Annotated in this window: 10 protein-coding genes and 1 tRNA gene; 4 read left to right on the top strand and 7 right to left on the bottom strand. The window is 38.7% G+C overall.

Annotated elements, in window-relative coordinates:
• Positions 1–326: 326 nt before the first annotated feature.
• The 6 genes from PR675_RS07885 to PR675_RS07860 form a co-directional block, all read right to left on the bottom strand.
• Entirely contained in the window at positions 327–1,640 is a 1,314-nt protein-coding gene (locus PR675_RS07885) for an NAD(P)/FAD-dependent oxidoreductase (protein ID WP_060561135.1), read from the bottom strand.
• Between the two features lie 346 nt (positions 1,641–1,986).
• Positions 1,987–3,027, bottom strand: coding sequence for a M48 family metallopeptidase (locus tag PR675_RS07880; RefSeq protein WP_040133303.1), 1,041 nt, complete (start codon positions 3,025–3,027; stop codon positions 1,987–1,989).
• Positions 3,024–4,256, bottom strand: a complete 1,233-nt coding sequence (locus PR675_RS07875) for a YjgN family protein (RefSeq protein WP_060561134.1) — start codon at positions 4,254–4,256, stop codon at positions 3,024–3,026. The genes PR675_RS07880 and PR675_RS07875 overlap by 4 nt, the downstream gene beginning before the upstream one ends.
• Positions 4,257–5,642: 1,386 nt before the next feature.
• On the bottom strand, positions 5,643–5,855 hold the full coding sequence (locus PR675_RS07870; protein ID WP_104873590.1) for a HEAT repeat domain-containing protein: 213 nt from the start codon (positions 5,853–5,855) through the stop codon (positions 5,643–5,645).
• 507 nt (positions 5,856–6,362) lie between these two features.
• Complete coding sequence (locus tag PR675_RS07865; RefSeq protein WP_131728127.1) at positions 6,363–6,608, bottom strand: hypothetical protein; 246 nt, start codon at positions 6,606–6,608, stop codon at positions 6,363–6,365.
• A 193-nt stretch (positions 6,609–6,801) separates the two neighbouring features.
• Positions 6,802–6,876 (bottom strand) — tRNA-Arg (locus PR675_RS07860).
• 538 nt (positions 6,877–7,414) lie between these two features.
• Between PR675_RS07860 and mlaA the strand changes: the two genes are divergently transcribed.
• A complete protein-coding gene (gene mlaA, locus PR675_RS07855) occupies positions 7,415–8,167 on the top strand; it encodes a phospholipid-binding lipoprotein MlaA (protein ID WP_014656294.1) in 753 nt (250 codons plus the stop codon).
• A 918-nt stretch (positions 8,168–9,085) separates the two neighbouring features.
• On the opposite strand, the gene fadL is transcribed toward mlaA, so the two are convergent.
• Entirely contained in the window at positions 9,086–10,417 is a 1,332-nt protein-coding gene (gene fadL / locus PR675_RS07850; RefSeq protein ID WP_272582718.1) for a long-chain fatty acid transporter FadL, read from the bottom strand.
• 352 nt (positions 10,418–10,769) lie between these two features.
• Here fadL and PR675_RS07845 point away from each other — a divergent pair, with 352 nt between their 5' ends.
• The 3 genes from PR675_RS07845 (at position 10,770) to fadJ (ending at position 14,961) form a co-directional block, all read left to right on the top strand.
• Positions 10,770–11,066 carry a YfcZ/YiiS family protein gene (locus tag PR675_RS07845; protein WP_004921249.1) on the top strand — a complete coding sequence of 99 codons (297 nt, stop codon included), beginning with the start codon at positions 10,770–10,772 and terminating at the stop codon, positions 11,064–11,066.
• A 386-nt stretch (positions 11,067–11,452) separates the two neighbouring features.
• Positions 11,453–12,772, top strand: a complete 1,320-nt coding sequence (gene fadI / locus PR675_RS07840) for an acetyl-CoA C-acyltransferase FadI (protein ID WP_004921245.1) — start codon at positions 11,453–11,455, stop codon at positions 12,770–12,772.
• On the top strand, positions 12,772–14,961 hold the full coding sequence (gene fadJ, locus PR675_RS07835; protein ID WP_272582717.1) for a fatty acid oxidation complex subunit alpha FadJ: 2,190 nt from the start codon (positions 12,772–12,774) through the stop codon (positions 14,959–14,961). The genes fadI and fadJ overlap by 1 nt, the downstream gene beginning before the upstream one ends.
• Positions 14,962–15,310: the final 349 nt, after the last annotated feature.

The following is a 15,310-nucleotide window of genomic DNA, read 5'->3' as shown; positions in this document are numbered from 1 at the left end:
GGATCAATGAAGCAAGTTAGAATAACCTTTAAATAATAATAAGTTGTGAAAAGTCATTTAATGATAATCCTAATCAGTCTGGCTTAAATAAAAAATATTCGATGGATGGCGATCATAACCGTTGAATAGCATTCACAGCAGGTTTATTGGGCAAAGGTTCAATCACATAACATAGGCTATGGTGTTAGCATGAATAGGCAGCAAATTGCAGTAAAATTTCTTACTGATGGGAAACCAATGGTCCAATAAATGACGCGATAAAAGGGTTCCATTGGTTAGTGCGGAATGTAGATCAAACTAGAATGGGAGAGTTCACTCGATTGCCATTATACTTCCGTTCTCCCAATATATCTTTCTTTCAGTAATGAGGCGTGGATTGCAATATCCAATATCGGTGATGGTGGCAAATAGTTCGCTTGCCCAAGTTGCTGCATGGCATCAATTAAAGGGTTATCAATTCCTAAAGCATAATCTGCCAATAATGTTCCTGCTATGGTTTGTTTTGAGATCCCTGCGCCATTACAACCGCCCGCGCTATACACGCCTTTCATGAGTCTGCCCCAAATAGGAGCACCATTTCTGGTAACGCTGATTGTACCGGACCAAGTATTTGTTATCGGAACGTCAGCTAATTGCGGGTAGATTTTATTGAATAGCTGTTGATGCTGTTGTGTCACTCGATAAGTTTGTTCTGCACTGATCCGCCCACATATCGCAGGGGTAACATGCTGGCGGATCAATATACGCTGATCTTTGGTATAGCGTAACGTTGCGCCAGCAATAGCATTCACAGGTGTTAAGCCCCAGCTCTTCATCGCAGGTAAGCGTTGTTGTTGTTCGAGAGAAAGTGGGGCTGTGATACTGGCAAATGTCGCCATTGCTGCTTGGTTATGATTAATTGGTGTTAATTCTCTAGAGAGTGCATTCGTTGCTAACATAATGTTTGCTGTACGAATATTGCCATAAGGAGTCAGTACCTGTATGGTGGCGCCAGGCTGTATTGCCATAACGGGAGTGTAATTATACACTTTCACATTCTCAGGTAATGAGCGTGCTAAGCCTACCACCAATTTTGCTGGATTAACGAGAATTGAATTTGGTGTGTATATCCCTTTATGATAAAAATGCGTACCTAATTTGTGATAGAGCATCTCCTTATCGAGTAATTGATAAGGTTCACTCATTGTATTGAGATTATCGACATACTCTTGTAAAACACGTTCATTCTTTTTATCAACTTGGCAATGATATTTGCCGGCACTTTCCCAGTCACACTCAATCGCAAACTGTTCAGTTAATGTCGCGAGCTGATGAATGCCTTCTTCAAGCAACGTGCGATAAAATTGGGCTTTCTTTAGTTCGGCCGTTGAACTGCCAATATTATGAGGTAACCCAATAATAAATCCTGAATTTCGAGCAGATGAACTTTCGGCTGCCGTTGCGCAATCAAGGAGAATAATTTTAAGGTTCGGATTGTTGTGTGCAAGTCTTCTTGCAAAAGATAAACCCGCGTAGCCGGAGCCTATAACTACCCAATCTGCGTCGGTATTTTGATTTAAGGTCGGATATCGGGGAGTGCGTGAAGTTTCATTTAACCAACCATTTTCGTTTTGATTAAATGGCACGGATGCGTATTTCATCTAATTTTGCCTAATAATATCTTGTGCTAGCGACGATATATGATGGGTATTGACATCATAATCAAAAGGTTAAATAACACTTAAAGATCATGACTATAACGTAAATTTGATTTTTTGATAGTGAAGAAAACTCAATTTCACATAAAACAGAGCGATGCTCGTGTGGTAACAGAGTGATAAAACGCGGCATATTGTTTTCATAAACGCTATCTATATCGAACGTATAAATATTCCATTAATAATCAGTTATATGTTGATTTTTTTACCAATAAGGCAAATAGAGAATCTCCATATTATTGGGGATTCTCTATTCAGTGATTGATAAAAAGGGATGTTAGCGAGGTGATTAGTGTTTTTTATCCTGACTATAGGGTTTAGATGCATCTATCGCATTTAAGCGCTCTTTCCATAGAGGATGGGTACTTAATAGCTTACTCTTCATTTCAGGTGATATGTTAGCCAGCTTGATAAATATTGATTCCATCATCTCTAAAGGGCGTTCTTGTTTTAACATATACTCAATAGCAAATTGGTCAGCTTCTAATTCCATATCCCGAGAGTAGCTCAATGTCATTAATTGATTACCTGAATTTAACAATATGTCTTCAATCCCTGATGATTTGCGCAGTATCCACATGCTGACAAATTTTAACGATGATGAACTCACTAAAGAATTCATTATATGATGATGATAATGATGGCCCATTTCATGTAATAAAACGGAAACAAGTTCATTTTCATCTTCAATTAAGTTAACTAACTCATCAGTAATGATGATTGTACCATCAGTTAATGTTAATGCGTTGGCTTGTTTCGGGTAGTCTCTAAAAATAAGCCGTGGTTTTAAATCATAATTATTAAATTCTTGAGGTGTAATTCTTTCAAATAGCGCCTTAAGTTCTTGCTGCTTTTTTAATGGCAATTTACTTGGTTCAAGTACACTTTCATCTAAGAGTACGAGTGTTTCTTGGCCAAGGTGCATTTGAATTCGAACAGGAGCCTCTTTAGCAATAATCGATGCCATTGATGGTAGAAAGAATTGGAAAAAGAGATATACCATAGGAATAATACAGGCTAGTAAATACAGGCTAGCCATTTTATAACGTTCTAAAAAGTGAATAACACCAAAATGGAGTTTGCCTTTTTTCAGAACGAGTTTGTTACGTAAATGTTGCTCTTTATCACAGGTAAAACATCCACCATCAGAAAAATAGATAGAGTCTGGTAGTGTTCCTAGTGGTTTTGATAAATGAATATCTTGGTATAGATATGTTTTAACTTCATCGTTAACGTGAAGAGTAATTTGATGCTTATCATTATCTAACTCAATAAAGGCACTGTGTTTCAGTGCCTTTTTATTATAAGTATATTCACCCACTATGTTCACAACGATAATCCAAAGTCGAAGGAATCAAGCGTTTCATCATGAAAAGAATTGGAGTGAGTCTCATCATGAGCGAGTTCATTCTCTAGAGACATATCGCCTGTAATTTTAGTGTTCATGGCGAAATATCGTGCATGGCGAATTTGAGCAATAGGCGTAGCTAACCCTAGCGTAAATATAATAATAAGACTATTAGAGAACAGTAAAATTAGGTAAGAAAAATAGGTGATGGATGAGCTAAATTTTAGCTCGTTACTGAATTCTAATTTATTGAAAAACTCACGTCTCATCATGATATGAATGTAACTATAAGAGAAGAAAAACCCTACGTATAAGTATAAATATATGAATAAAAACAAAAAAACAGGTGGTTCTAACTCACTGAAGTTGCTTTCGTGTATGATAACGGTTTTTATCATAGAGATGATGCTAAACCCGCTTAAGATGATGAAAGGAACCAGTATTAAAAAAGCGATACTATAAATTTTAGCCACTGCCCGATAATTCATTTTTAGCTTAAATGCAGATTTGCCAAAGTAAAAGTTATTTGCGAAATACTCATACAATTGTTTGGTTCTTATTGCAAAAATGGCATATAAAGAAATCGCTATTAATAACAAAGTCGCGTATGTGCCGATAAAGTATCTACTCAGATTTATATGTTCATTGGTATTCGCTGAACTAAAGATAGCGATTAAACCTATGACTTGTCCTACCAAGAATGAAAAAGCAATTGCACCTAATAAAAGTAATAATGGAAGGATAAAAAAGTGCCAATACCCTTTTTTATAACTGCCGAGAAAATTAAATCTTACATTTCTATAGCTTGTCATAATGGCATGGAAACGACATGAGCGAATAATAAAGTAAGGTAGCATCAAGAAAAATAGGGACAGAATAACATATGCTATTGGTTGGAAAAGATAGTTAACGGCTAAATATAATGCAAAAAAGAAAAATATAATAAGCCTAGATACTAGAATCCTTACAGGTGAAGCATGATACTCAAGACGTGAGCCATTAACCTCAGTATTACCTAAGAAGTAGCGTCGGGTTCTGACGGTGGCCCAAGCTGAATATATACCTAGAGTGAGTATCGTCAATAAAACATTCACTATCCATATAAAGAAATACTCAGTATTGTCACCATGAAATTTAACATGATGAACTTGACTACGTATATCTTCCTTTTCAATATCGATATCCAAAAGGTTTTTTGTTGCGTTTTCCATAAGGTTACTCTATTTATGTTTTATTTACAGTGTGCTGGGGATATAAAAAGTAACTTACATTTTAAAACGCTATACGTAGACAATTAGGCTGAAACTAATGAGATATAACGCATAGTGATGTGTATTTAGATGAAAATGACAGTGGTTAGTGAATTTTCAAGCATAAAATACAGCAAGCTAAATATGATACAACGGTTTATTCGTTAAAAATGTAAATTCCCAGCTTTACCAATCACAAATTTTGTGACTTAATCTAAATTATTATTAAGTAAAACTCAATATAAATAAATCATCATATGAGAATTTTTATCTTCATAAAGGGACAACTTGTGGTTGTTTATTAGCTTTAATAGAGTAAAAGGGTTAATTCAAGAATTATCCTATTTTGAATGAATGTACTGTATGATTCACACTTTATATGAGACATGTCTGGATTTGATGATTTTTATCATGAAATGGAAAGCTTTCTTTTTTTAGATTATTGGGATTGCCGATACTATAGTGGTTCATTTATAGCGAGTGACAATAGCATTTTTGATTTATCGACTCTGTTGGTTCAACATTGATAACAGTAAAAATCTCTTTATCTAAGGAAATAAAAATGATAGGTCGCACAGTTAATAGGGAGTGCAACAACTACCAGAGACAAAAAATATATTCCATCGGGATAGAGGATTTGTATTGATGTTACTTAGCTAATGAATAGTAAAAAATACGGATGTGTTATTTAGATTAGAAGATATGTAATTTCAGATATTAATGATGGTTACTTTCACTCTCCACACAAAATGGAGAATGAGTTAGAAGTAAGAAATATCCGAACGTTGTAGGGTAATTTGAGTTTGTTGAAATGCGTATTAATAATAATTTTTACTAAGCAGTAATCCCTTTCGTGAGGCTGTTATTAAATGCTATACATAATACAAAAGCTCATAAAATGTTTTAGATGCGTTATCAGAAAAAACAGTGATAAACTTAGACGTTGCAAAGCATTGCGTTAGGCAGGTGGATGCATTCATGGAGGATGCTATTTATCCTGTAATTAGATTTATTTTCTATCGACCCAAACTTCGTGGATTAGTCGGGATAGCTAAACCAGCTCCTTAATGAGTAGGCTTCGCCAATGTAATGATAGCGCGTTATGGCATTCATTCTCCTCGCTCATATCTTAGCGATGGCGTAAACTTATTTTAACTTAAATGCGGTTGTATTGTGTTTTTTCACATATCGGAGATGGTCATGTCGGCTTCGTTATTGACAAAACAGAATCATGGAGATACCGCACGACCTAATGTAGCAGTTGAACAAGATTAGTGATGATAGCTGAGAACGAACAGCAGGCGATGTATTTGCTAAATTACATTAGAACGGAGTGTTTACAATAAGTTAAAAGAATTCTGCAAGCTTACTTAAGGCTTTTATGGCTGAAATTGCCACATCCTTATTGGGGTCCTTGCACAACTCAATAAGCCTAGAAATAGCAGTTTGCTGTTCAATCGTTGCCTTGTAATCTCCGAGAGCGGTGATTGCGGCTATTTTAACATCGTCATTACCTCTATTTGTTAATTCAACGAGTGTATGAATTATATTATTTTCCATATAACTTACCTTCAAATCCATATTTGATTTCTCATTTTGATGTATTAAATGGAATTAAAGAATATTTTCATTCATTTATTGAGCGCTAAATGAAATTAATTGTTATTTTAACTCGGAATATGTTTGGAATCTAACTTAAACGGGTAATGGATGTCACAGTGCTGGGATTTAGTTAAAGCAATGTGGGGCCTTGAATAACATGCCTTTGAAGAATCAATCGCTTTTTGATGGGGGGCTTGATTAATGTTGTCTATTAGCTATGGTGGCTAATAAGTGACTTTGAGATGAAAACCTTTTACACGCGCGCAAGCAACAAGGAACAGTGTTAACTTATTCATGACGAGATGAAACCGGAAAAGAGGCCGAAAGTAAAATACAGGCTTGACGTATAAAAAATGGTTTAGAGGGTATTAGCAGGCAAGTTGATTACTATTGTTAGTGCCTAATGTGCTAATACGCTATGCGGTGATGTAAAGCCGACAAAACACAGCCAATGCCGCAGTAATGCTAGATAATTGATAGCATGAAGAGCTGAACAGACTTAGCCACATTAGGGCATTGATACTCAATGTCGATTAATGGTGTACAAGAGAAAATCATTGCTGCTATAGGGTAACGGACAGAATTTGCCAGAGCAGTTCCAGTTTTGTCGTGCAGCAAGACACGCAAAACTAATGGCAGGATATAACTCGATAGTATGAAGTTTTTCTTTTTATCGAGTCTATTAAAACTTTGCGCCAGTGGACGATACATTAAAACACCAACCATCATCATCGGTTTGTTTATAGGCGTTATCTTGGAATTACGTTTAGTTTCATTGGGGTAATAAAAGTGTGTGAGACCCCATATTCCCCTGAGAAATATTTATTCAGTTTAGTATTATTTAACTCAACGGACAGGTAAAGCAGGTTTTTAGTGGGAGGATAGCGGGTTTATTGGCTTACAGTGGCGTCCCCTGCAGGAATCGAACCTACAACTAGCCCTTAGGAGGGGCTCGTTATATCCATTTAACTAAGGGGACATAAATTATGTTACAACGTCCGGCATTCTACTTCTGACTTCTAATTGAATCAAGTTGTTACGTGGAATTTCTTTTATAAAAGAGTAATAAACTATAGTTTTAGGTGATCTTTTGCGCGATATGTTAATGAAACTATAAAAACACGTAATGTTATTATTGAGGGTAATTATGGTGTGAATTGCTCATCCTATGCAGGGATAAGCCGTAAATCGAGATTCGCATTTTTGATGAGTAATGCTAAGTAAACTCAGTGAGCGCCGATGTTTATCGCTTATCTTAAAAAGCCCATTCTAAGCCTCGTGAACACTGTACTGTTTATTACTCCATTGTAACGGATACAGTTAGCCAATCGTGCATTTGATCACTTTTCTTATAAAAACAATATACTTAATAATGTATACTTAGCGTTATGGTTGCTTGGTCATATTGAGCACTCAAATTGGTTAACAATTATATTTATTTGGTTTTAATATAAACGCATTGGTTTATAATTTGAATTGAAGTGCCATGGCTGGTGGTACAGGGAATGGAGAGTATTATGAAGTTTCGCATGAGTGGCGTTCTTCTTGCGGGGGTTTTGCTTGTTGGGTGTTCAAGCTCAATTAATCCTGAAACTCAGGAGCGCTCAGATCCGCTTGAAGGTTTTAACCGAGCGATGTTCAATTTTAACTACAATGTGTTAGATCCCTATATCTTAAGGCCGGTTGCCGTTGCTTGGCGCGATTATGTACCTATGCCTGCACGAAATGGTTTAACGAACTTCTTTGTCAACCTTGAAGAGCCAGCCAGCATGCTGAACAGCTTTTTACGAGGTGAAGTCAGCCAAGGGTTTAAACACTTTAACCGTTTCTTCCTTAACACCGTCTTTGGTGTTGGAGGACTCATTGATGTAGCTTCAATGGCTAACCCGCAGTTAGCAAAAGAAGATCCTAAACGTTTTGGTAACACATTGGGTTACTATGATGTAGGTTATGGTCCTTATGTGGTGTTACCTGGTTACGGTAGTTTTACACCACGTGAAGAGGGCGGTAATTTAGTTGATGATCTTTACCCAATGTTGAGCTATCTGACATTCTGGATGTCGGCAGGTAAATGGGCCTTAGAAGGCATCGAAACACGTTCCCAGCTACTCGATTCGGATGGATTGCTGAAAAATTCGTCTGATCCTTATTTGTTAATGCGTGAAGCATATTTCCAGCGAAATGATTTCTTATCAAGTGGTGGGGAGTTAAAAGCGACGGAAAATCCAAATGCCTCAGCTATCGAAGATGATTTAGATTCTATCGATTAATGACAGGAAGCTATCACTCTCTTTTGCTATGTATGGCATCAGAGAGTGATAAGAGTATTATTCATTGCCTCGTTTTCCTCGAGAAGTGATTGCATCAATCAGAGCAATAACACCTAAAACACCAATAAAGCCAACCGTAAACAGTGTTCCCATAAATACCTCCTCTCTATATCGTCATATTAACCTCTTTAGAATTAACGGTTAGCTTACGATTATTGCTTAAACGTTAATTTATTTTTCCTATATGCTAGCGGCGCTACGCCGAACCAGACAATGACTACATTGTACTAGGCGTAGTGACAAGAACATGCAGGGTGTGTGATGTTATGAAAATGAATTGCAAAACTATTTACAACGAAGTGATCGAGAAAGAAGAAATTGAAATAGTTTTACAGTGATAAGCCCGATAAATCATTAGTTAATACTAAGATAACATTCAAGCCACAATTTAATTTATAGATTTACAGGGATAAAAGTCAAGAGCACTTCAGGTCTGAACGGCCTCAAACTCACTTTTAAGGAGATTTAAAGTAGTGTATTTTTCTGTTTTAATAATTAATGGGTATTTATTTTCAAGAAAACCGAATGGATGCTAGTTAATTATTTTGTATAAAGGTAAATTTTTGGTGCGAGAGTTTTTATTTCTGTTTGTCCGTGTTTTAGGTTTATTGCAGCTACGACATATAAGATGGAGACAGTAACTAGGTTAACACTCTTTTTTATCCTTTTAGGACTAAAAAGAGAGATTGGTGCCAATTAAAATGAGTTATCGTTTTCATTAATGACGTTCAGAAGATAATGGGAGAATCATTTTAACGATTATGTTCCTTAAACAAGAAACCCCATGTAGAAAAGCATGGGGTTAGCTAACGGTTTGGCAGAGGGATCATCCCCTGTTATTTATTTGCATCGACACAATTAGAATGTGTAGTTGAAGTTCACACCATACAACCAGGCTGACCCTTCAGATTTAAACTCATAAGCAGGAAGTGGCAGTGCGTTAGTTTCTACTAGCTTCTCAGATATGTTGACTTTTTTACCGTACATATAAGAAATACCCAAGTCTACAGAAGCATTTTCATTAAATGCATAGGTTGTACCCGCACTTAACCAATAGCGATCTTGGTCTGGGATGGAAATTGAACGGTATTTTGTCGGTACAGGGCTTTCGTCATAGGCGATACCTGTACGGAATGTCCAGTTATCATCATAGTAATAGGTTGTACCTACTGCGAAACGCCAAGCATCTTTAAAGTTTTCAGCCTTGTGGAATAATTGCCTTCCATCACTACTACGATATGCTGTTAAATCTTTGAATTCACTCCAGCCAGTATAAGCTACGCTGTAGTGTAATGCCCATTTTGGAGCAACTTTATGGTAACCTGAGAACTCCCAAATATCAGGAAGGTTTAGGTCAAGCTTACCTTTGATTTTTTCACCATCAGTGCCGACAATACCAGCGCCATTAAGGTAAGGGTTATTACTTGGAAGGTCATTTGAGTACTTACCATCTTTAAACTTGACGGTAACTTTAGAACGATAGGTTAAACTAAAACGGTTATCTGGATTGAGTTCGTAGAGGATACCTGCGTTCCAGCCGTAGCCCCAATCATCGCCTGTCAGTTTTGCCATTGTGGTACTAGCAGGAATAGGTGGTAATCCAAGTTTTGGTGTTAATTTACCTAAATCACCTGCATGGCGAGTGATTTCAGCATCGGCATAAACCGCATTGACACCTAAACCAAAACTAAAGTTATCATTTAAACGGTATGCACCACTTAAATTTAAGTTGGCTGTTTTCAGGTCAGTTTTACCGCCAATAGGGCCTGCTGCATAGTTTTTACTAAAGTCAGTTGCGAGGCCAAAGTTGGTGGTCATTGATGTACCTACCGCCCACTTATCATTGATAGGGAAAATGAAATGCGCGTTAGGCACGAGAGCGCTTGGTGCAATATCATTTGCGGTTAAGTTACTGCCTAAAGGAGATGCTCCACGCCCTTTAATATCAACACTTGGGTCAATATAAACTGCACCGACTGAAATGGCTGGGCGATCAAATAACATCATTGCAGCAGGGTTACGACTACCTTCACTTGCGTTGTCACCGAGTGCGCCGGCTCCCGAAAATGCACGTCCGAGCGCAGATGTGGAATATTCATTAAGCAAAAAACCAGCGGCGCCCGCATTAGATGAAGCTATTGCCACTGCTATTGCTAAAGCTGATCGAGTAAATAGGTTTTTCTGGCTCATGACCAAAACCCTCTTGTTTATTATGTATATTAGGCGACTTCTATCGCAAGAAGCGCAGAATTGTAGGGTCGCTTGCCTCTATGACAAATCAGACCAGTTACTAGAGTATAGGTCTGACCACCTCATATGTTGCAAGCATGTTTTTCGTTTATATACAAATTGTTTTCAAAATTGCGATGTATTTAACAAAATGGCAACATCCGTTGGGCGTAATTCTGTCATTGATGAGTATTTATGGGGTTAGATCAAACTTATCTCAGATAGTCAGGGAATAGGCTTGATATACACTGGTTTTTCTCTCTTTTTCAGCGTTATGATAGCAACTTAACAGTTTGTTGATTTGGAGAGTAAAATGACTGATGCGATTAACCGTTGTAGCGCGGAAGAAACTGCTGCTTGCTGCTGTGTAGATGTGGGTACAGTTTTAGATAATAAAGATTGCACTGCATCGTATCAGCATGTTTTCGCGAGCCATGAAGAAGCGGAATCTATGTTGAAACAGCTAACTGAAAAGGCCAAATCTGTTGAGTCAGAACCTTGTGCTATCGACCATTCCATCACCAATGTTGAAGGTGGTGTTGAGTTGTCTGCAAACTTTACTTTTAGTTGTGAAGCAGAAAGTCTGATTTTTCAATTAGGCTTACGCTAATCAAACAACTGATTAACTCTTTATCTCCTTCACTATAGTCTAATTACGCTATAGTGAAGGTGTTTTTCTATTTAATTCCCTTTATTTTCTGCTCAACTCTTTTCTGCTTTCATTAATATTCATTAAGTTGTGTGCAAGCTCGCATTTTCTTAATGTCGCTATTTTCTGAATGTAACGTTTATGTTAACAATATTAAACAGGTCAGACCTCTTTAGCGAGGGTCAGCTAGCCACAAGCACTTTTTTAACAGGTTACGAGAATCGGTTAAATATAAATAAGTTACACCTATTATTTTAAAGCGCGGGTTTCACTTGTGGCTACAGAAACCAGCATGAAAGGTTTAGAGGTCATAAAAAACGGTTTATCACTTTTTAGCAGGAGCTACCATGAATCAACTTTCCCATCATGGCGAAAGCACTTATGCAGCAAAAGAGAGGATAGCAATTATTAGCGGCCTCCGTTTACCTTTTGCCAAGCAAGCCACAGCATATCAAGGTATTGCTGCGGTTGATCTGGGAAAAGCTGTTGTTGCAGAACTGCTAAGTCGAAGCGGTATTGAAAAACAACTTATTGAACAGCTGGTGTTTGGGCAAGTGGTACAAATGCCAGAAGCCCCGAATATTGCGCGGGAGATAGTGCTCGGTACAGGTATGAGTGTCTCGACGGATGCCTATAGTGTTTCTCGCGCTTGTGCGACGAGTTTCCAGGCTATGGCAAATATTGCTGAGAGTATGATGGCTGGTCATATCTCAGTTGGTATTGCTGGAGGTGCAGATTCATCTTCTGTATTACCTATCGGGGTTTCCAAGAAACTTGCAGCAACGCTTTTGTCATTAAGTAAAGCGAAGTCATTCGGGCAAAAGCTTTCATTGATGTCGAAATTACGTCTAAAAGATCTGTTACCTGTCGCACCCGCCGTTGCAGAATATTCGACAGGTTTACGGATGGGGGATACGGCGGAGCAAATGGCGAAAACGTATCACATCACTCGTGAGCAGCAAGATGAGCTTGCGCATCGCTCACATCTGCTCGCGACCAAAGCTTGGGAAAGTGGTGTTTTGGAGCAAGAGGTGATGAGTGCTTACATGCCGCCATTCAAACAAGCCTTCACTCAAGATAATAATATCCGTACAAATTCAGTTTTATCTTCTTATGCAAAGTTAAAACCTGCATTTGATCGTAAACACGGTACGGTGACGGCAGCCAATAGTACACCACTGACCGACGGGGCGGCCGCCGTGCTAATGATGACGGAATCTCGTGCTAAAGCATTAGGTTATACCCCGTTAGGTTATATACGTAGCTTTGCTTTCTCTGCTATTGATGTTTGGCAAGATATGCTGTTAGGCCCTTCTTATGCGACACCAATAGCGCTTAAACGTGCGGGGTTGACGCTACAAGATTTGACATTAATCGATATGCATGAAGCTTTTGCCGCTCAGACGCTAGCGAATCTTAAACTCTTTTCTAGTCGCCAATTTGCTCAAGAAAAATTGGGGTTATCAAAAGAAATTGGTGAAGTAGATATGGATAAGTTCAATGTGCTTGGTGGGTCTATTGCTTATGGTCATCCATTCGCTGCAACAGGAGCGCGTATGGTGACACAAACACTGCATGAATTACGTCGCCGAGGTGGTGGGTTTGGTTTAACAACAGCATGTGCTGCTGGTGGGTTGGGCGCTGCAATGATTTTGGAGGTGGAATAATGACGCACCATTCAGAAACAGGGGTTCAAGCAGGCCTCGTGCATGAAGCTTTTCGCCTTGAAGTTCATGCCCAAACAGTGGGTGTCATTTTCATTGACGTACCAAATGAAAAGGTCAACACATTGAAGGCTGAGTTTGCACAACAGTTCCTCTCTATTTTACAGCAAGCACAGTCGACACCTGGTTTAAAAGGATTGGTGATCACCTCTGGGAAAAAAGACAGTTTTATCGCGGGCGCGGATATTAGCATGATTGCTAACTGCCAAAGTAAAGAGCAAGCCAGTGAGTTATCTCGAGAAGGGCACCAGCTTTTCGAAAAGCTAGAAAACTATCCTTTACCTATTGTTGCGGCAATCCATGGAGCCTGTCTCGGTGGTGGGTTAGAACTTGCATTAGCATGCCATGTCAGAGTGTGCTCGAATGACGATAAAACGCGTTTAGGCCTACCTGAAGTCCAATTAGGCTTGCTTCCCGGCTCAGGTGGAACCCAACGTTTACCAAAATTAATTGGCATACCAAATGCACTGGATATGATGTTAACGGGTAAACAGTTACGCGCGAAACAGGCACTAAAAATGGGGTTAGTGGATGATGTCGTGCCTGAAACCATTCTGTTAGATGTCGCTATTGCAATGGCGAAAAAAGGTAAAATCCAACGCGCGCCTATTCATTGGCAACATCGTTTATTAAGCAGTAATTTATTACGTAATAAAGTCTTTTCCAGCGCCAAACAAACCGTAATGCGCAAAACGAAAGGCCATTATCCTGCTCCAGAGAAAATTATTCAGGTTGTCAAAACAGGGGTAGAAAAAGGGGCTAAAGCCGGATATGAGGCAGAAGCCAAAGCGTTTGGCGAGTTAGTGATGACACCAGAGTCAGCCGCACTAAGAAGCTTATTCTTTGCGACAACGGCATTAAAAAACGAAACGGGGTCTAGTGCAAAACCACTCGCATTTAAGCAGATTGGTGTGTTAGGTGGCGGTTTAATGGGAGGGGGGATTGCATTTGTCACCGCAATGAAAGGTGATCTTCCTGTCCGTATTAAAGATATTAATGAGAAAGGCATTACCCATTCACTGCGTTATAGCTGGGATCTATTAACGCAAAGAGTTAATAAAAGGCGTATGCTTGCTCGCGAGCGTAATGCAGTGATGGCAAAAATATCGGGCACGCTAAATTATCAAGGGTTTGAGCACGCTGATATTGTGGTTGAAGCTGTCTTTGAAGATCTCTCACTAAAACAAAAGATGGTTGCAGAGGTACAAGAGGTCACCCACGGGAAGGCGATTTTTGCCTCGAACACCTCTTCATTACCTATTCATCAAATCGCTGAAAATGCAGCTCACCCTGAAAAAGTGATTGGCCTACATTATTTTAGCCCTGTTGACAAAATGCCACTGGTTGAAGTGATCCCTCATCAGCAAACAGATGCAGAAACCATTGCGACGGTGGTGGCTTTTGCGAAACGCCAAGGTAAAACGGCCATTGTTGTGGGGGATGATGCAGGCTTTTATGTGAATCGTATTTTAGCGCCTTATTTGTGTGAAGCGGCTGAATGTTTAATGAGTGGCGAATCAATTGAACATATTGATAGTGCGCTTGTTGATTTTGGCTTCCCTGTTGGGCCATTTAACTTATTAGATGAAGTCGGTATTGATGTCGGAACTAAAATTTTACCTATTTTAGTCAATCGCTTTGGTGATAGGTTTAAGGCTCCTGAGCTTCTGGATAAAGTGAATAAAGACGACCGTAAAGGCAAGAAAAATGGGAAAGGCTTTTATTTGTATGGGCATCAACCCGCATCTAAATTGATGTTCTGGAAAAAATCTAAAAAGCGTCAGGTAGATAGCAGTATCTATTCATTAATCGGTATTCAGCCACAAAATCATTTGAGCAAAATTGATATTGCTGAACGCTGTGTGATGTTGATGCTCAATGAGGCTGTTCGCTGTTTAGATGAGAATATTATCCAAAATCCACGAGATGGGGATATTGGCGCGGTATTTGGTATTGGCTTCCCGCCATTCTTTGGTGGGCCATTCCGATATATGGATAACTTAGGTATTCAAAAAACAGTAGATACGATGAATCAGTTAGCTGAGCGTTACGGTGATAAATTCCGCCCTTGTGAACGCTTGTGTCAGATGGCACAAACAAATGAAACCTTTTTTCCAGCAAACAAAAGTTGAGTATTGTGAAGCCACTTTCAAGCAGCCATAACGGTGGCTTCTTTAATTAACAACCTGAAATACCACTTAGCGTACAACTGTGTATTTTAAGGTACGATGATGTAACCAAAAAGCCTGATGTATTTGCTTTAATATAGCAATCATCGGGTTTTTTATTGATTGAAAATAGAAAAAGCTAGATGGTCTCTAATGTAGTTAATTGGTAGGTCAGAGGGGCCGATGGGAGCGGGAGCAATAAGGTAATTAGGCCACTGCTGCATGCTTTTCAGACAAAATTAAACGCAAAAAATTACTTAAATCATTTTATTTGTCGGTAGTTTGATGCAGAATCACTTTTCGCCCCACTGAT

The sequence above is a fragment of the Providencia sp. PROV261 genome, assembly GCF_028477945.1.
Lineage (GTDB): Bacteria > Pseudomonadota > Gammaproteobacteria > Enterobacterales > Enterobacteriaceae > Providencia > Providencia stuartii.
This window is presented reverse-complemented; position numbering and strand designations above follow the sequence as displayed.